The following is a 15,435-nucleotide window of genomic DNA, read 5'->3' as shown; positions in this document are numbered from 1 at the left end:
GCCAGCCTTCAGGCAGCACCGGCTTTTCCCTTCTCCCGCGGGAGAAGGTGGCCCGCAGGGCCGGATGAGGGCCAGGCGGCGTCCGGTTCGCGAGCGAGCTCGCTCCTGCGGGTCTATGCCAGCCTTCAGGCAACACCGGGCTTTTCCCCTACGGAGAAGGTATCCCGCAGGGCCGGATGAGGGCATGCCCGCGGGAACCATCGGACTGACCGGCGAGTCAGGTTCACAACATTCATCACCGGAGCCTGTCATGACTGCGACCACCCACAGTACCCGCGTCGACTACTTCTACCAGCAGGACCCGCGCGAACACCTCGTCGAAAGCGACGGGCCGCTGAGCCCGGGGCAGGCGGCGCGGCTGCTGATTGAGCGGCATTTCGCCGATGCCGAGAACAACCTGGTGCTGCCCGAAGCCGACGCCAGCGAGGACGAGCTGCTGCGCCAGGCCGAGATACTCGGCATTACCCGCATCCGCCTGCATGACCAGGGATGACTTCCCACAAACAGGCCGGCAAACGGTCCGAACGCGGCCACGCCCGCTCGGTCCCTTGAAAGAGGCGCCGCCGGGACCCGGGCGGCGCGTGGATCAGCAGCAGGGCGTGAGCCCCTCGAGGAGCGATGTCATGACCGAGCGAATCGTCACCAGCGGCAACGGCTACTACGTCTATGAGTGCTGGACGGACGGGTCGATGAGCGAGCCCTACTACGAGATCCGCCAGGCGGGCGAGGTGGTCAAGCGCTGTGACCAACTGCCTGAAGCCGAGGAGTACATCCAGTACGACTACGAGCACCAGGAGCAGAACTACGACCGCTAGTCGCGCGCACCGACCTGGACCACCAGCTTGCCGAAGTTCCTGCCCTCGAGCAGGCCGATGAAGGCCTCGGGGGCGTTCTCCAGCCCCTCGACGATCTGCTCGCGGTACTTGATGCGCCCCTCGGCGTACCAGCCGCTCATGTCGCGGTGGAACTCGCGGTAGCGGTGCCCGTAGTCGAGCGAAATGATGAAGCCCTGCATGCGCATGCGTTTGCGCAGGATGGTCTCGAGCAGCAGCGGCAGGCGGTCGGGGCCGTCCGGCAGGCCGGTGCGGTTGTACTGCGCGATCATCCCGCAGACCGGGATGCGCGCGCGGGTGTTGAGCAGCGGCAGCACGGCGTCGAACACCTTGCCGCCGACGTTCTCGAAGTAGACGTCGATGCCCTGTGGGCAGGCTTCGGCGAGTGCGTCCTTCAGGTCGTCGCGGTGATGGTCGATGCAGGCGTCGAAGCCGAGCGTCTCCACCGCGTGCCGGCATTTCTCCGCGCCGCCGGCGATGCCGACCACCCGGCAGCCCTTGAGCTTGCCGATCTGCCCCACCGTGCCGCCAACCGGGCCGGTGGCGGCGGCGACCACCAGCGTCTCGCCCGGCTGCGGCTGGCCGATGTCGAGCAGACCCATGTAGGCGGTGAAGCCGGGCATGCCGAGGATGCCCAGCGCGTGCGACGGGTGCGCCATGTCGGGCGCGAGCTTCTGCAGGCCCTGGCCGTCGGAGAGCGCGTAGTCCTGCCAGCCGGTATAGGCCAGCACCCAGTCGCCCTCGCGGTAGTCCGGATGGCGCGAGGCGGCGACCCGGCAGACCGTGCCGCCGCACATCACGTCGCCGACTTCCACCGGCGCGGCGTAGGACGGGCCGGCGCTCATGCGCCCGCGCATGTAGGGGTCGAGCGACAGGTAGACGGTGCGCAGCAGCAGCTGGCCTTCGCCCGGCGTCGGTACCGCCGCGGTCTCCAGGCGGAAGTTGTCGGGCACCGGCGCGCCGTGCGGGCGGGAGGCGAGGCGGATGCTGCGGTTCTGGCTGGCGGTCTGGGGCATGCTGTCGAACTCCCTTGTCGAGGTTGGAAAGGCGCTGCGGTCAGGCCAGTTCGCCGTGCTCGGCGACGAAGCGATCGCGCAGCTCGCGCTTGAGCACCTTGCCGATGGCGCTGCGCGGCAGCTCCTCGGCCAGTTCCAGGCGGGCCAGCCGCTGGGTCTTGCCGACCCGCCCATTGAACCACTCCAGCAGGCTCGCGGCGGTTTCGCCAGTGCCGGCGACGGGTACCACGAAGGCCACCGGCGTCTCGCCCCAGCGTTGCGAGGGCACGCCGACCACGGTGACGTCGGCGATGGCCGGGTGCTGGCGCAGCACCGCTTCCAGGTCGCTCGGGTAGAGATTGAAGCCGCCGGAGATGATCATGTCCTTCTTGCGGTCGAGCAGGGTGAGGAAGCCGTCCTCGTCGAAGCGGCCGACATCGCCGGTGCGGATGAAGCGCTTGCCGCTGCGGTCGTGCCATTCGGCCTCGGCGGTCTTCTGCGGCTTGTTCAGGTAGCCGACCATCATCGCCGGCGAATGGCCCACCACCTCGCCGGTGGCGCCCGGCGGCAGCTCGTTGCCCTGGTCGTCGATCAGGCGGATGTCGTGGCCCTCGGCCGGCTGGCCGACGGTGTGCAGCTTGTCCGGGTGCTCGTGGGCCATGAGCAGGCAGGTGCCGCCGCCCTCGGTCATGCCGTAGATCTCCACCAGCGCCCCCGGCCAGCGTGCCAGGATGTCGGCCTTGAGCTCGGCGCGAAAGGGCGCGCTGGTGCAGGACTTGAAGCGGAAGCTGGAGAGGTCGTAGCGGTCGAAGTCCGGGTGCGCCATCAGGCGCTGGTACTGCACCGGCACCAGCATGGTGTGGGTGACCCGGTGCCGCTGCGCCAGTTCGAGGTAGCCGGTGGCGTCGAACTTGCCCATCAGCACCGTGCTGCCGCCCAGCGCCACGGTGGGGATGAAGGCCACCAGGGTGGTGTTGGAATACAGCGGCGTGGCGATCAGCGTGGTGACGTCCGCGCCGTAGCCGTAGGTCCGGCTGCGGCGCACGTGCGACCAGCGCATCGCGTGCGACTGCACGATGCCCTTGGGCTCGCCGGTGGTGCCGGACGAATAGATGATATTGAACGCCCAGGACGGCTCGATCTGCACCGGCTGCGGTTCGGCATCACCCAGCCAGCCGTCCAGGCTGTGGGCGGGCGCATCGGCCTCGAGGCGCAGGCACGGGATGCCCAGGCGCCCGGCCACCGGGGCGAGATGCGTCTCGGCCGCGGCGTCGACGAACAACAGGCGCGCGCTGGCGTCCTCGATCATGGTCAGCAGGCTCTCGGCGCTCGCCGAAGGCGCCAGCGGCGCCACCACCACGCCGGCGCGCAGCGCGCCGAGGAACACGCAGGCGTATTCGATGGAGTTGAGCGCGCAGAGGGCGATGGCCTCGCCCGGACGCAGGCCGTCGCGCTGCAGGCTGGCGGCGATGCGCTCGACCCGCGCCTGCAGTTCGCCGTAGCTCAGCTGGCGCCCGTCCTGTATCAGCGCCGGGTGCGCCGGCTGGGTGCGGGCCCAGTGGGCGAGCAGGTCGGGTACGGCGAGGAAGGGCTGGTCGAAGTCGAGAACGGCGGGTTGGACGATCGAGTTCATTGACGGCTCGCTGTTCGGCAGAAATGACGTGAAGGCTGCGGCTCGGCGCGGCCGGGTGTTTCAGAGTTCGGCAACCGGTTGCTCCTGGCCCCATTCCAGCCAGCCGCGGGTGTCGCGCAGCGGGGTGATGGCGATGCGCCGGTCGCGCAGCGCGCAGACGTCCACCTGCGGGTCGACGATGTGGCTGGAGGAATGGGCGAAGCCGAGCCACCAGTACGGCAGCCCGCGGGCATCGTGGCCGGCCACCAGGCGCGGGCCGGCCACCGAGCCGCGCGATTGCCGGGCCATGCGCAGGTGGCTGACCTCGGCGGCGGAGCAGGCCGGGAAGTTGACGTTCCAGCAGCAGCCGTCCTGCCCGGCGCGGGCCCAGAGGGCACGGACGATCGCCAGCGCGTGGGTCTCCACCGGCGACCAGTCGATGTTGGCGCGGTCGTGGAAGGCCTGGCTGAGGCCGATCGCCGGCAGGCCGAGCAGGTCGGCGCTCATCACCGCGCCGATGGTGCCGGAGTAGGGCACCGAGTCGCCGATGTTGGCGCCGCTGTTGATGCCCGAGAGCACCAGGTCCGGGCGTTCGTCGCGCATCCATTCGGCCATCGCGAACATCACGCAGTCCGACGGTGTGCCGGAGACGGCGTAGCGCCGCTCGCCATGGCGGAACACGCGCAGGGGCGCATGCAGCGAAATGCCCTGGCCGGTGCCGCTCTGATCGTGCTCGGGGGCCACCACCCAGACGTCCTCCGCCAGCTCGGCGGCCAGGCGTTCGAGGCGCGCCAGCCCGGGCGCGGCGATGCCGTCGTCGTTGGTCAGCAGGACGCGGCGAAACAGATGCTTGCTCATGGAGTTTCCCTGGTGCGAGGGCGCGGCAGGGGCGCTGCCGACGCCCGAGGCGAAATCAGACCTTCATGCCCGGCAGGTTCAGCGAGGCGGTGTTGCCGCCGTCGACGGCCAGCGCCTGGCCGGTGATGTAGCTGGCGTCGTCGCTGGCGAGGAAGGCGATGGCAGCGGCGATCTCCTCGGGGCGGCCGTAGCGGCGCAGTTCGCAGCGCGAGCCGAGCCTGTCCTCCTTGCCCTTGGCGCGGGCCAGTTCGAACACGCGGCGGGTCATGCCGGTTTCCACCAGCCCAGGGCACACCGCATTGACGCGGATGCCGAACTCGCCGAGGTCGCAGGCGCTGGTCATGGTCAGGTTGATCACCCCGGCCTTGGAGGCGCTGTAGGCATTGCCGCCGGCGCCGGAGCGGATACCGGCCACCGAGGCGGTGTTGACGATGGCGCCGCGGCCGCGCGTTTTCATCGCCGCGCTGACGTGCTTGGAGAAGAGCATCGGGCCGATCAGGTTGACCGCCAGGATGCGCTCCCACTCCTCGCGATCCTGCTGGTCGATCAGCGGATAGCCGCTTCCGGAGATGCCGGCGTTGTTGCACAGCACGTCGACCTGCCCGAAGCGTTCGAGCGTCTGCGCGACCAGCGCCTGCACCGCCGCCTCGTCGGACACGTCCATCTGCCGGACCAGCGCCTCGGTCTGTTCCGGCAACTGCGCCCGGGTCTCGTCCAGGCCCTCGGCCGACCGGTCCACCAGCACCAGCCGCGCGCCCTCGCCGGCGAGCCGCCTGGCCGTGGCGCGGCCGATGCCGCTGCCGGCCCCGGTGACGATCGCTACCTGACCCTCGAATCGCATCGCAAAGCCTCCCGCACGCGTGTGCGCCCGTTCTTGTTTGCTCCGGAAACTGGCATCGGCGGGTCGGTGCGTCAATTGCAGCGCGGCGTTATCAGCCGAGTTGATGACGGGGTACAGCGGGCGGGGGCGTGAAGGGCAGAGGGGAGGGATATCCGGAAGGGAGACGCGGAAACGAAAAAGCCCCAGGTGCTTTCACACCTGGGGCTTTCTGTTTGGTTGCGGGAGCCGGATTTGAACCGACGACCTTCGGGTTATGAGCCCGACGAGCTACCAGACTGCTCCATCCCGCGTCTGTGGGTCGGCATTCTACAGCCGGATCCCGTCATGTCAACCGTTGGACTGGAAAAAAGTTTTTTCAGTCAAATATTTAGCGTGACCGCACGGCCGCTGTGCCGCGCCCGCAGTGGCTTGTGGGCAGCCGTGCCGTGCGCCTGCGGGGGCAGCGGGCGATGGTGTCGGCGGGCGATTCGCAGCATGCCCCAGAGCATCGCCACGGCCATCGCGAGCCAGCCCAGCACCATGAGCATCAGTACCAGTGCGTTCGTCATCGTCATTCCCTCGCGCGCCTCGGGCCACCCCTGTGGCCCCTCTGTTGGTATGGACCCCGGGGCCGCGCAGGGGTTTCCGTTCGCCGACCGTCAGGCAGCGATCGCGACGGTCGCACTCGCGATCGGGGCCGCTGCCCAAAGAAGAGAGACAGACGAACGAAGGAGGACAGCGATGCGGGCTTTGCCGTACGTCGTGGCCTTGCTCGTGGCAGCCGCGCCCTGGGCCGTGGTCCAGGCCGACACACGAGTGGCGCAGAACACCGGGCCGGTCGACCGGGGCGCGGCCGGCAGCGGGTCGATGGGCATGGGTGAGGGGGTCCGTCCGTCCGATCGCCGGCAGGACGAGCCGGACTGGCCGGAAGAACAGGCGCCGGCGATGCCGTCGCGCGACGACGCCGAACCCGATCACGGCGACGTCGGGCAGGACATGGAGCATCGCAAGGGCTACAGGTCGCGCGATGCGAACGAAGACTGACAGGCAAGCGTCCGGAGGGCACATGAACATCTTTCTGACCGCAGGTCTCGCGGTCGTCCTGGGGCTGGGCGGCAGCCTCGCCCTGGCCGCCGGCCAGGGCGAAGGCGACAACGGGCAGCCCGGGCCGGGCGCTTCGCAGCGCCAGCCGGCGCCGGGCGATACCGACAGCGCCGGGGTGGACACCGGCAGCGATACCACCGACGGCACCGCCACCACCGACGGCACCGGCCTGCGCAGCGGCAAGGGTGACGCGCCCGAGGGCACCGGCGACAAACCGGAAGAAGGCGAGGCCGCCGACCGCAAGCAGTGACGCAGCGCCGACCGGCGGAGCCTGCCTGAGCGGGCCGTGCGTTTGCCTGGCGCCGCCGCGTCATTACAATGCGCGCCCGTCTTTCGCAACGAACCCTCGCCATGCAGATTGCGCTCGCCCCGATGGAGGGGCTGGTCGATGAAATCCTGCGCGACATCCTGACCCGCGTCGGCGGCGTCGACTGGTGCGTGACCGAATTCATCCGGGTCACCGACCGGCTGCTGCCGCCGGCCAGCTTCCAGAAGCTGGCGCCCGAACTGGAGACCGGCGCGCGCACCCGCGCGGGGACGCCGATGCGCGTCCAACTGCTCGGCTCCGACCCGGCGTGCCTGGCCGACAACGCGGCCCATGCCTGCACCCTCGGCGCCCCGGTGATCGACCTGAACTTCGGCTGCCCGGCCAAGACCGTGAACAAGTCGCGTGGCGGCGCCGTGCTGCTGAAGGAGCCGGAGCTGCTGCATGCCATCGTCGCCGAGGTGCGTCGGGCGGTGCCCGCCGCCATTCCGGTGACCGCCAAGATGCGCCTGGGCTTCGACAGCCCCGAGGGCGCGCTGGACTGTGCCCGGGCGCTAGCCGACGGCGGCGCCGCGCAGTTGGTGGTGCATGCGCGTACCAAGGTCGAGGGCTACAAGCCGCCAGCGCACTGGGAGTGGGTGGCGAAGGTGGCCGAGGCGGTGCCGGTGCCGGTCTATGCCAACGGCGAGATCTGGTCGCTGGCCGACTGGCGCCGCTGCCGCGAGGTCAGCGGGGTGGAGGACATCATGCTCGGCCGCGGCCTGGTGTCATGCCCGGACCTCGCCCGCCAGATCGCGGCGGCACGGCGCGGCGAACCGGTGGCGCCGCTCGGCTGGGCGGAAATCGAGCCGCTGCTCGCCGACTTCTGGCGCCAGGCGCGGCGCAAGATCGCCCCGCGCTACGCCCCCGGACGGCTGAAGCAATGGCTGGGCATGCTCACCCGAACCTACCCGGAAGCCGCCGAGCTGTTCGCCCGGGTGCGCCGCGAGCACGACTGCGAACGGCTGGACGCCTGGCTCGGCGTGGCGCACCGCGAGCCAGCACCGGCCTGAGTGGCGCTCAGCGCGCGCCGGCCACGTCGAGCAGGGCGCCGCTGGTGTAGCTGGCCTCGTCGCTGGCCAGCCAGAGGATCGCCCGGGCCACTTCCTCGGCCTGGCCGCCGCGCCCCATGGGCACGCTCTTGCTCACCCGCTGGATGCGATCCGGCTCGCCGCCGCTGGCATGGATTTCGGTGTCGATCACCCCGGGGCGCACGGCGTTGACGCGAATCCCCTCGGCGGCGACTTCCTTGGCCAGGCCGAGCGTCATGCTGTCGATCGCGCCCTTGGCCGCGGCGTAGTCGATGTATTCGTTCGGCGCGCCGAGCTTGGCTGCCACCGAGGAGACGTTGACGATGCTGCCGCCCGAGCCGCCGTGACGGGTGGACATGCGCCGCACCGCCTCGCGGGCGCAGAGGAAGCTGCCGGTGACGTTGGTGGCGAAGACGCGGGCCAGGCGTGCGGCGTCCATCTCGTCCAGGCGCATCTGGCGCTCCAGCATACCGGCGTTGTTGACCAGCACGTCGAGGCGGCCGAAGGCCCGGTCGCAGGCCTCGAACAGGCGCGCCACCTCGTCTTCGCGGGCGACGTCGGCGGCCACCGCGGTCGCTTCGCCGCCGGCCTTGCGGATCGCCTCGACCAGCTGCTCGGCGGCGTCCCGGCGTTGGTGGTAGTTGATGCACAGGGCATAGCCCCGTGCCGCGGCCAGTCTCGCGGTGGCGGCGCCGATCCCGCGGCTGGCGCCGGTTACAAGCATCACTCTGGACATGGTTCTGTGCCTCGAATTTTTTTGTTGGAGGGTCTTGAAAGCGTTCCGTGCGTCCACATCTAGCCCTTGCGGGATGCCGAAGTCGGGTCCCGCGAAGCATCAACTCGCTGATATTCAGGAGAACGCATCATGACCAGTTTTTCCATGGCTCCGCTGTTTCGTCAGTCGATCGGTTTCGACCGGTTCAATGACCTGTTCGAGTCGGCCCTGCGCAACGAGGCCGGCACGTCGTACCCGCCCTACAACGTCGAGAAGCATGGCGACGACCGCTACCGCATCGTGGTAGCCGCGGCCGGCTTCCAAGATAGCGACCTCGAACTGCAGGTCGAGCGCGGCGTGCTGACCATCAGCGGCGGCAAGCGCGAGAACGGCGCGGACAACGTGACCTATCTGCACCAGGGCATCGCCCAGCGCGCCTTCAAGCTGTCGTTCCGCCTGGCCGACCACATCGAGGTTCGCGGCGCCGCGCTGAACAACGGCCTGCTGAACATCGACCTGGTCCGCGAAGTGCCGGAAGAAGCCAAACCCAAGCGCATCCCGATCGCCAGCACTGAGCGACCTGCGCTGGAAGGGTAATCCAGAACGAAAGGGGCGTCGAAGGACGCCCCTTTTGGTTTTCGGCAGGCCTGCGCCGCGAGGGCGCGGCTCCCACAGAATTCCGCGGGGCCATGCCGCTTTTGTGGGAGGCCCGCCCTCAGGGCGATGCTTTCGGCTGGAAGGCTGGACGGAGAGGGGCTTCGAGCTGCGGGGAAAGGTGTGGCTGAGGTGGTTTTTTGCCAAAAATTTGACTTGAATGGAGTTGAGGGGGCGCCCTCCAGCCTTCAGGGCGTTTGTGCCCGCATAGGTCGTTTTTTCAATTTGCCCGGTCGCCCGCGGCCTCCAGCAGGGCCATGAAGGCGCGGGCCGCGTTGGAGAGCGTCCGCTCGGTATGCAGGATGTAGCCGAGCGAGCGGTGCAGGCGCGCGCCCGGCAGCGGCAGGGCCAGCACCTGGTCGTCGAGCAGGGTGCGCGGCAGCACGCTCCAGGCGATGCCGATGGAGACCATCATCTTGATGGTCTCCATATAGTTGGTGCTCATGGCGATGTTCGGCGTCAGCCCCTCGCGCTCGAACAGCGCGCGCACGATGTGATGGGTGAAGGTGTTGCCGCCCGGGAACACCGCCGGGTAGCGGGCGATGTCGGCGAGCGTCACCCGGCCGTTGCGTGCCAGCGGGTGCTCCGGCGCGGTGACGAAAGCCAGCGGGTCGTCCCACACCTCGACCGCTTGCACCGGCGCCGCGGTCTCCGGCGCCAGGGTGATCACCGCCAGCTCGGCGCGGCCGTGCAGGACTTCCTCGTAGGCGACCTCGGAATCGAGAAAGCGGATGTCCAGGCTGACCTGCGGGTGCTCGCGGGTGAACGCACGCAGCACCGGCGGTAGCCGATGCAGGCCGATGTGATGACTGGTGGCCAGGCTCAGGCGGCCGCTGACCACGCCGGTGAGGTTGCTCAGCGCGCGGCGGGTGTCGTCCAGCTCGGCGAGAATCCGGTAGGCGCGCGGCAGCAGGGCGCGGCCGGCTTCGGTGAGGCCGATCTCGCGCCCCAGCCGGTCGAACAGGCGTACGTCCAGCTGCTGCTCCAGTGCGGCGATGCGCTTGCTCACCGCCGGCTGGGTCAGGTGCAGGCGCTCGCCGGCGAGCGAGAAGCTGCCGGTCTCGGCGACGGCAATGAAGGCGTTGAGGCTGGCGAGATCCATGTACGTGTTTCCGGAGGCATGAAAACGCAGGGGCGTGAAGGGCGCAGAGGATAGGCTGGGCCGGGTTCCGCGCCAGTCCAACGCGTGCCGGACGGCGCATTCTGGTGGGCTGAAGCCCACCCTACGGCCTAGTCTAATCCGAATTCCTGTTTGGAATGCGCTGAATGAAAAATATGAATTTGAGTAATCCGCGTGGGCGCCCTAGGATTGCCCCCACAAGCGCAGGGGCCATGACCGCTGCGCGCCCACGATGAGGAAAGTCCGATGGCTGGCAAGACGCTCTACGACAAGCTCTGGGAGATGCACGAGGTCAAGCGCCGCGACGACGGTTCGTCGCTGATCTACATCGACCGGCACATCCTGCACGAAGTGACTTCGCCGCAGGCCTTCGAAGGCCTGCGCCTGGCCGGGCGCAAGCCGTGGCGGATCGACGCCAACATCGCTACGCCGGACCACAACGTGCCCACCACCGCCAGCGAGCGCAAGGGCGGCATCGAGCAGATCGCCGACGAGGTCTCGCGCCTGCAGGTGCAGACGCTGGACGAGAACTGCGACGACTTCGGCATCCTCGAGTTCAAGATGAACGACGTGCGCCAGGGCATCGTCCACGTGATCGGCCCGGAGCAGGGCGCGACCCTGCCGGGCATGACTGTGGTCTGCGGCGACTCGCACACATCGACCCATGGCGCCTTCGGTGCGCTGGCGCACGGCATCGGCACCTCGGAAGTCGAGCACGTGCTCGCCACCCAGTGCCTGGTGGCCAAGAAGATGAAGAACATGCAGGTGCGCGTCGAAGGCCAGTTGCCGTTCGGCGTGACCGCCAAGGACATCGTGCTCGCGGTGATCGGCCGGATCGGCACCGCCGGCGGCACCGGGCATGCGCTGGAGTTCGCCGGCAGCGCCATCCGCGACCTGTCGATGGAAGGTCGCATGACCCTGTGCAACATGGCCATCGAGGCCGGTGCGCGGGTCGGCATGGTGGCGGTGGACGAGAAGACCATCGCCTACGTCGAGGGCCGCCCGTTCGCGCCCAAGGGCGCCGACTGGGAAAAGGCCGTGGCGCTGTGGAAGGGCCTGGTGTCCGACCCGGACGCGGTGTTCGACACCGTGATCGAGCTCGACGCCAGCCAGATCAAGCCGCAGGTCAGCTGGGGCACCTCGCCGGAAATGGTGCTGCCGGTCGACCAGCGTGTGCCGGACCCGGCGGTCGAGGCCGATCCGATCAAGCGCGGCTCCATCGAGCGCGCGCTGAAGTACATGGGCCTGCAGGCCAACCAGCCGATCACCGAGATCAGGCTCGACCGCGTGTTCATCGGCTCCTGCACCAATTCGCGCATCGAGGACCTGCGTGCCGCCGCCGAAGTGGCCAGGGGCCGCAAGGTGGCCGCCAACGTCAAGCAGGCGATGGTGGTGCCGGGCTCCGGCCTGGTGAAGCAGCAGGCCGAGGCCGAGGGCCTGGACCGCATCTTCCTCGAGGCGGGCTTCGAATGGCGCGAGCCGGGCTGCTCCATGTGCCTGGCGATGAACCCGGACAAGCTCGGCAGCGGCGAGCACTGCGCCTCCACTTCGAACCGCAACTTCGAAGGCCGCCAGGGCGCCGGTGGGCGCACGCACCTGGTCAGCCCGGCGATGGCCGCCGCGGCGGCGGTGACCGGTCATTTCGTCGACGTACGCGAACTGCTCAACGGGGGCGCGCAGCAATGAAGGCTTTCACTCAGCACACCGGCCTGGTCTGCCCGCTCGATCGGGCCAACGTCGACACCGATCAGATCATTCCCAAGCAGTTCCTCAAGTCGATCAAGCGCAGCGGCTTCGGCCCCAACCTGTTCGACGAATGGCGTTACCTCGACGTCGGCCAGCCCGGGCAGGACAACAGCGCCCGGCCGATCAACCCGGATTTCGTGCTCAACTTCCCGCGCTACCACGACGCCAGCGTGCTGCTGGCGCGCGAGAACTTCGGCTGCGGTTCCTCGCGCGAGCACGCGCCCTGGGCGCTGGACGAGTACGGTTTCCGTGCGGTCATCGCGCCGAGCTTCGCCGACATCTTCTACAACAACAGCTTCAAGAACGGCCTGCTGCCGATCGTGCTCGCCGAGCAGGAGGTCGACGAGCTGTTCCGCCAGACCGAAGCCAGCGAGGGCTACCAGCTGACCGTCGACCTCGACGCGCAGACCGTGACCCGGCCGGACGGCGTGCAGTACCGCTTCGAGGTGGATGCCTTCCGCAAGCACTGCCTGCTCAACGGGCTCGACGACATCGGCCTGACGCTGCAGGACGCCGAAGCGATCGAGGCTTTCGAGGCCCGTCATCGCCAGAGCCAGCCCTGGCTCTTCGGCGCGATCCGGTAGGCGGCCGAGCCATGAGCGAGCACCAGCAGGTCGTCCAGCGCCAGTTCGGCGAGCAGGCCGCTGCCTACCTCACCAGCGCCGTGCATGCCCAGGGGGCCGAATTCGCCGCCCTGAAGGAGGCGCTGGCCGGCCGCGCGGATGCCCGGGTGCTCGACCTGGGCTGCGGCGCCGGGCACGTCAGCTTCCAGGTCGCGCCGCATGCCGGGGAGGTCGTGGCCTACGACCTTTCGGCCGGGATGCTGGAGGTGGTGGCGGCCGCCGCGCGCGAGCGCGGGCTGGGCAACGTCCGCACCGAGCAGGGCGCGGTCGAGGCGTTGCCGTTTCCCGACGGCCGCTTCGACTTCGTCTTCAGCCGTTATTCCGCTCATCACTGGAGCGATCTGGGGCGTGCGCTGCGCGAGGCGCGCCGGGTCCTGGCGCCGAGCGGCCGGGTCGCGATCATCGACGTGGTCGCGCCGGGGCTGCCGCTGCTCGACACGCACCTGCAGACGGTGGAGCTGCTGCGCGATGCCAGCCACGTGCGCGACTACAGCGTCGCCGAATGGCTGCGGCAACTGGGCGACGCCGGCCTGCAGGTCGAGCGCCATGCCTGCCAGCGGCTGCGTCTGGAATTTTCCTCCTGGGTCGAGCGCATGCGCACGCCCCAGCCGTTCCGCGAGGCCATCCGCGCGCTGCAGACCGCAGCCAGCGAAGAGGTCCGCGATTATTTCGAAATCGATGCCGAGGGTTCCTTTTCCACCGACGTGGTGGTCATCTGGGCCCGGCGCTAGACAGGTGGCGCGTATGGCGCCCGACAAGGGGCAAGCATGAGCAAGCAGATTCTGATTCTCCCGGGCGACGGCATCGGCCCTGAAATCGTGGCCGAGGCGGTCAAGGTCCTGGAGTCGGTGAACGACAACTTCGGGCTGGGCTTCGAGCTGACCGAAGACGTCATCGGCGGCGCGGCCATCGACAGGCACGGCTTGCCGCTGGCCGACGAGACGCTGGCGCGGGCGCAGGCGGCCGATGCCGTGCTGCTGGGCGCGGTCGGCGGCCCGAAATGGGACAGGATCGAGCGTGACATCCGCCCTGAGCGCGGCCTGCTGAAGATCCGTTCCGCCCTGGGGCTGTTCGGCAACCTGCGCCCGGCGACCCTGTATCCGCAGCTCGCCGGCGCCTCGACGCTCAAGCCCGAGGTGGTCTCGGGGCTGGACATCCTCATCGTCCGCGAACTGACCGGCGGCATTTATTTCGGCGCGCCGCGCGGCCAGCGCCAGCTGGACAACGGCGAGCGCCAGGCCTACGACACGCTGCCCTACAGCGAGGGCGAGATCCGCCGGATCGCCAAGGTCGGCTTCGACATGGCGCGGGTGCGTGGGAAGAAGCTGTGCTCGGTGGACAAGGCCAACGTGCTCGCCTCCAGCCAGCTGTGGCGCGAAGTGGTGGAGGAGGTGGCCCGTGAGTATCCGGACGTCGAGCTCAGCCACATGTACGTCGACAATGCCGCCATGCAGCTGGTCCGCGCGCCCAAGCAGTTCGACGTGATCGTCACCGACAACATGTTCGGCGACATCCTGTCGGACCAGGCTTCCATGCTCACCGGCTCGATCGGCATGCTGCCGTCCGCCTCGCTCGACGCCAACAACAAGGGCATGTACGAACCCTGCCATGGCTCCGCGCCTGACATCGCCGGGCAGGGCATTGCCAACCCGCTGGCCACCATCCTTTCGGTCTCGATGATGCTGCGCTACAGCTTCGGCCAGAGCGCTGCGGCCGGCGCCATCGAGCGGGCGGTCGGCCAGGTGCTCGACCAGGGGCTGCGCACCGGCGACATCTGGTCCGAAGGCTGCAGGAAGGTCGGTACGCGCGAAATGGGCGACGCGGTGGTCGCCGCGCTCGCGACGTTGTAAGCTTTTTGCCCGCCAACAGGGCGGGCCACTCCCACTGAAGGTTAGTTGCAGATGAAACGTGTAGGTCTGATCGGTTGGCGGGGCATGGTGGGTTCCGTGCTCATGCAGCGCATGCTGGAAGAACGGGACTTCGACCTGATCGAGCCCGTGTTCTTCACCACCTCCAATGTCGGCGGCCAGGCGCCGGACATCGGCAAGGACATTCCCGCGCTGAAAGACGCCTACAGCATTGACGAGCTGAAAGGTCTGGACGTGATCCTGACCTGCCAGGGCGGCGACTACACCAACGAGGTCTTCCCGAAACTGCGCGAAGCTGGCTGGCAAGGCTACTGGATCGACGCGGCCTCGGCGCTGCGGATGCACGACGACGCGGTCATCGTGCTCGACCCGGTCAACCGCCGGGTGATCGACCAGCAGCTCGACGCCGGGACCCGCAACTACATCGGCGGCAACTGCACCGTCAGCCTGATGCTGATGGGCCTGGGCGGCCTGTTCGAGGCCGGGCTGGTGGAGTGGATGAGCGCCATGACCTACCAGGCGGCGTCCGGCGCCGGCGCGCAGAACATGCGCGAGCTGATCAAGCAGATGGGCGCGATCAACGCGGCGGTGGCCGACGACCTGGCCAACCCGGCGAGCGCCATCCTGGAGATCGATCGCAAGGTCGCCGAGACCCAGCGCGGCGAAGGCTTCCCGGTCGACAATTTCGGCGTGCCGCTGGCCGGCAGCCTGATCCCCTACATCGACAAGGAACTGCCGAACGGCCAGAGCCGCGAGGAATGGAAGGCCCAGGCCGAGACCAACAAGATCCTCGGCCGCTTCAAGAACCCGATTCCGGTCGACGGCATCTGCGTGCGCGTCGGGGCCATGCGTTGCCACAGCCAGGCGCTGACCATCAAGCTGAACAAGGACGTGCCGATCTCGGACGTCGAAGGGCTGATCAGCCAGCACAACCCCTGGGTGAAGCTGGTGGCCAATCACCGCGAGGACAGCGTCCACCAGCTCAGCCCGACCGCCGTGACCGGCACGCTGACCGTTCCGGTCGGCCGCCTGCGCAAGCTGAACATGGGCTCGCACTATCTCGGCGCGTTCACCGTCGGCGACCAGCTGCTGTGGGGTGCCGCCGAGCCGCTGCGGCGCATGCTGCGGATTCTGCTCGAGCGCTGAGGTCGG

Annotated in this window: 17 protein-coding genes and 1 tRNA gene; 11 read left to right on the top strand and 7 right to left on the bottom strand. The window is 68.8% G+C overall.

All coding sequences use genetic code 11. The features are described 5' to 3' along the window. Positions 1–250: 250 nt before the first annotated feature. Together H610_RS0109170 and H610_RS0109165 are read left to right on the top strand one after the other, a co-directional pair. Positions 251–493: a hypothetical protein gene (locus tag H610_RS0109170; RefSeq protein WP_028239374.1), complete on the top strand. Its 243-nt coding sequence runs from the start codon at positions 251–253 to the stop codon at positions 491–493. Between the two features lie 130 nt (positions 494–623). Further along, positions 624–815 carry a hypothetical protein gene (locus tag H610_RS0109165; protein WP_028239373.1) on the top strand — a complete coding sequence of 64 codons (192 nt, stop codon included), beginning with the start codon at positions 624–626 and terminating at the stop codon, positions 813–815. On the opposite strand, the gene H610_RS0109160 is transcribed toward H610_RS0109165, so the two are convergent. The 5 genes from H610_RS0109160 to H610_RS0109140 form a co-directional block, all read right to left on the bottom strand. After that, on the bottom strand, positions 812–1,849 hold the full coding sequence (locus tag H610_RS0109160; RefSeq protein WP_028239372.1) for an NADP-dependent oxidoreductase: 1,038 nt from the start codon (positions 1,847–1,849) through the stop codon (positions 812–814). The two genes, H610_RS0109165 and H610_RS0109160, sit on opposite strands and share 4 nt — an antisense overlap. A 40-nt stretch (positions 1,850–1,889) precedes the next feature. Further along, positions 1,890–3,461, bottom strand: a complete 1,572-nt coding sequence (locus H610_RS0109155) for a class I adenylate-forming enzyme family protein (RefSeq protein ID WP_043238149.1) — start codon at positions 3,459–3,461, stop codon at positions 1,890–1,892. Positions 3,462–3,521: 60 nt separating this feature from the next. Next, positions 3,522–4,298 carry a 5'/3'-nucleotidase SurE gene (surE, locus tag H610_RS0109150; protein ID WP_028239370.1) on the bottom strand — a complete coding sequence of 259 codons (777 nt, stop codon included), beginning with the start codon at positions 4,296–4,298 and terminating at the stop codon, positions 3,522–3,524. Positions 4,299–4,353: 55 nt separating this feature from the next. Further along, complete coding sequence (locus H610_RS0109145) at positions 4,354–5,139, bottom strand: SDR family NAD(P)-dependent oxidoreductase (protein ID WP_028239369.1); 786 nt, start codon at positions 5,137–5,139, stop codon at positions 4,354–4,356. Positions 5,140–5,352: 213 nt separating this feature from the next. Then, a tRNA-Met gene (locus tag H610_RS0109140) sits at positions 5,353–5,429 on the bottom strand. Between the two features lie 184 nt (positions 5,430–5,613). On the opposite strand from H610_RS0109140, the gene H610_RS25685 reads away from it, so the two are divergent. The 3 genes from H610_RS25685 to H610_RS0109120 all read left to right on the top strand — a co-directional run bounded on the left by H610_RS25685 (position 5,614) and on the right by H610_RS0109120 (position 7,539). After that, positions 5,614–6,162 (top strand): hypothetical protein, encoded by a 549-nt coding sequence (locus tag H610_RS25685; protein ID WP_161630461.1) that lies wholly within the window; start codon positions 5,614–5,616, stop codon positions 6,160–6,162. 22 nt (positions 6,163–6,184) lie between these two features. Next, entirely contained in the window at positions 6,185–6,472 is a 288-nt protein-coding gene (locus H610_RS0109125; RefSeq protein ID WP_028239368.1) for a hypothetical protein, read from the top strand. 101 nt (positions 6,473–6,573) lie between these two features. After that, on the top strand, positions 6,574–7,539 hold the full coding sequence (locus H610_RS0109120) for a tRNA dihydrouridine synthase (protein ID WP_028239367.1): 966 nt from the start codon (positions 6,574–6,576) through the stop codon (positions 7,537–7,539). A gap of 7 nt (positions 7,540–7,546) precedes the next feature. On the opposite strand, the gene H610_RS0109115 is transcribed toward H610_RS0109120, so the two are convergent. Further along, positions 7,547–8,293, bottom strand: coding sequence for an SDR family oxidoreductase (locus H610_RS0109115; protein ID WP_028239366.1), 747 nt, complete (start codon positions 8,291–8,293; stop codon positions 7,547–7,549). A gap of 129 nt (positions 8,294–8,422) precedes the next feature. On the opposite strand from H610_RS0109115, the gene H610_RS0109110 reads away from it, so the two are divergent. Further along, entirely contained in the window at positions 8,423–8,869 is a 447-nt protein-coding gene (locus tag H610_RS0109110; protein WP_028239365.1) for an Hsp20 family protein, read from the top strand. A gap of 277 nt (positions 8,870–9,146) precedes the next feature. Here H610_RS0109110 and H610_RS0109105 read toward each other — a convergent pair whose 3' ends face one another. After that, a complete protein-coding gene (locus H610_RS0109105; protein WP_028239364.1) occupies positions 9,147–10,028 on the bottom strand; it encodes a LysR family transcriptional regulator in 882 nt (293 codons plus the stop codon). 264 nt (positions 10,029–10,292) lie between these two features. Between H610_RS0109105 and leuC the strand changes: the two genes are divergently transcribed. From leuC to asd, 5 genes are read left to right on the top strand one after another with little or no spacing between them, the layout of a single operon-like run. Further along, complete coding sequence (gene leuC, locus H610_RS0109100) at positions 10,293–11,732, top strand: 3-isopropylmalate dehydratase large subunit (protein ID WP_028239363.1); 1,440 nt, start codon at positions 10,293–10,295, stop codon at positions 11,730–11,732. Further along, a complete protein-coding gene (gene leuD, locus H610_RS0109095) occupies positions 11,729–12,376 on the top strand; it encodes a 3-isopropylmalate dehydratase small subunit (protein WP_028239362.1) in 648 nt (215 codons plus the stop codon). The genes leuC and leuD overlap by 4 nt, the downstream gene beginning before the upstream one ends. 11 nt (positions 12,377–12,387) lie before the next feature. Then, on the top strand, positions 12,388–13,146 hold the full coding sequence (locus H610_RS0109090; protein WP_028239361.1) for a class I SAM-dependent methyltransferase: 759 nt from the start codon (positions 12,388–12,390) through the stop codon (positions 13,144–13,146). Between the two features lie 36 nt (positions 13,147–13,182). Beyond that, on the top strand, positions 13,183–14,265 hold the full coding sequence (gene leuB / locus H610_RS0109085; protein ID WP_028239360.1) for a 3-isopropylmalate dehydrogenase: 1,083 nt from the start codon (positions 13,183–13,185) through the stop codon (positions 14,263–14,265). A 51-nt stretch (positions 14,266–14,316) separates the two neighbouring features. Continuing rightward, on the top strand, positions 14,317–15,429 hold the full coding sequence (asd, locus tag H610_RS0109080) for an aspartate-semialdehyde dehydrogenase (protein ID WP_028239359.1): 1,113 nt from the start codon (positions 14,317–14,319) through the stop codon (positions 15,427–15,429). The last annotated feature ends 6 nt before the right edge of the window (positions 15,430–15,435 follow it).

The organism is Stutzerimonas azotifigens DSM 17556, from assembly GCF_000425625.1.
Taxonomy (GTDB): domain Bacteria; phylum Pseudomonadota; class Gammaproteobacteria; order Pseudomonadales; family Pseudomonadaceae; genus Stutzerimonas; species Stutzerimonas azotifigens.
The sequence above is the reverse complement of the archived record's forward strand: the minus strand, read 5'-3'. Positions and strand labels throughout refer to the sequence as shown.

Bases quoted from the DNA above. Each gene is read 5' to 3' on its own strand.
- H610_RS0109170 (WP_028239374.1), top strand. From the start codon at position 251: ATGACTGCGACCACCCACAGTACCCGCGTCGACTACTTCTACCAGCAG.
- H610_RS0109165 (WP_028239373.1), top strand. From the start codon at position 624: ATGACCGAGCGAATCGTCACCAGCGGCAACGGCTACTACGTCTATGAG.
- H610_RS0109160 (WP_028239372.1), bottom strand. From the start codon at position 1,849: ATGCCCCAGACCGCCAGCCAGAACCGCAGCATCCGCCTCGCCTCCCGC.
- H610_RS0109155 (WP_043238149.1), bottom strand. From the start codon at position 3,461: ATGAACTCGATCGTCCAACCCGCCGTTCTCGACTTCGACCAGCCCTTC.
- surE (WP_028239370.1), bottom strand. From the start codon at position 4,298: ATGAGCAAGCATCTGTTTCGCCGCGTCCTGCTGACCAACGACGACGGC.
- H610_RS0109145 (WP_028239369.1), bottom strand. From the start codon at position 5,139: ATGCGATTCGAGGGTCAGGTAGCGATCGTCACCGGGGCCGGCAGCGGC.
- H610_RS25685 (WP_161630461.1), top strand. From the start codon at position 5,614: ATGCCCCAGAGCATCGCCACGGCCATCGCGAGCCAGCCCAGCACCATG.
- H610_RS0109125 (WP_028239368.1), top strand. From the start codon at position 6,185: ATGAACATCTTTCTGACCGCAGGTCTCGCGGTCGTCCTGGGGCTGGGC.
- H610_RS0109120 (WP_028239367.1), top strand. From the start codon at position 6,574: ATGCAGATTGCGCTCGCCCCGATGGAGGGGCTGGTCGATGAAATCCTG.
- H610_RS0109115 (WP_028239366.1), bottom strand. From the start codon at position 8,293: ATGTCCAGAGTGATGCTTGTAACCGGCGCCAGCCGCGGGATCGGCGCC.
- H610_RS0109110 (WP_028239365.1), top strand. From the start codon at position 8,423: ATGACCAGTTTTTCCATGGCTCCGCTGTTTCGTCAGTCGATCGGTTTC.
- H610_RS0109105 (WP_028239364.1), bottom strand. From the start codon at position 10,028: ATGGATCTCGCCAGCCTCAACGCCTTCATTGCCGTCGCCGAGACCGGC.
- leuC (WP_028239363.1), top strand. From the start codon at position 10,293: ATGGCTGGCAAGACGCTCTACGACAAGCTCTGGGAGATGCACGAGGTC.
- leuD (WP_028239362.1), top strand. From the start codon at position 11,729: ATGAAGGCTTTCACTCAGCACACCGGCCTGGTCTGCCCGCTCGATCGG.
- H610_RS0109090 (WP_028239361.1), top strand. From the start codon at position 12,388: ATGAGCGAGCACCAGCAGGTCGTCCAGCGCCAGTTCGGCGAGCAGGCC.
- leuB (WP_028239360.1), top strand. From the start codon at position 13,183: ATGAGCAAGCAGATTCTGATTCTCCCGGGCGACGGCATCGGCCCTGAA.
- asd (WP_028239359.1), top strand. From the start codon at position 14,317: ATGAAACGTGTAGGTCTGATCGGTTGGCGGGGCATGGTGGGTTCCGTG.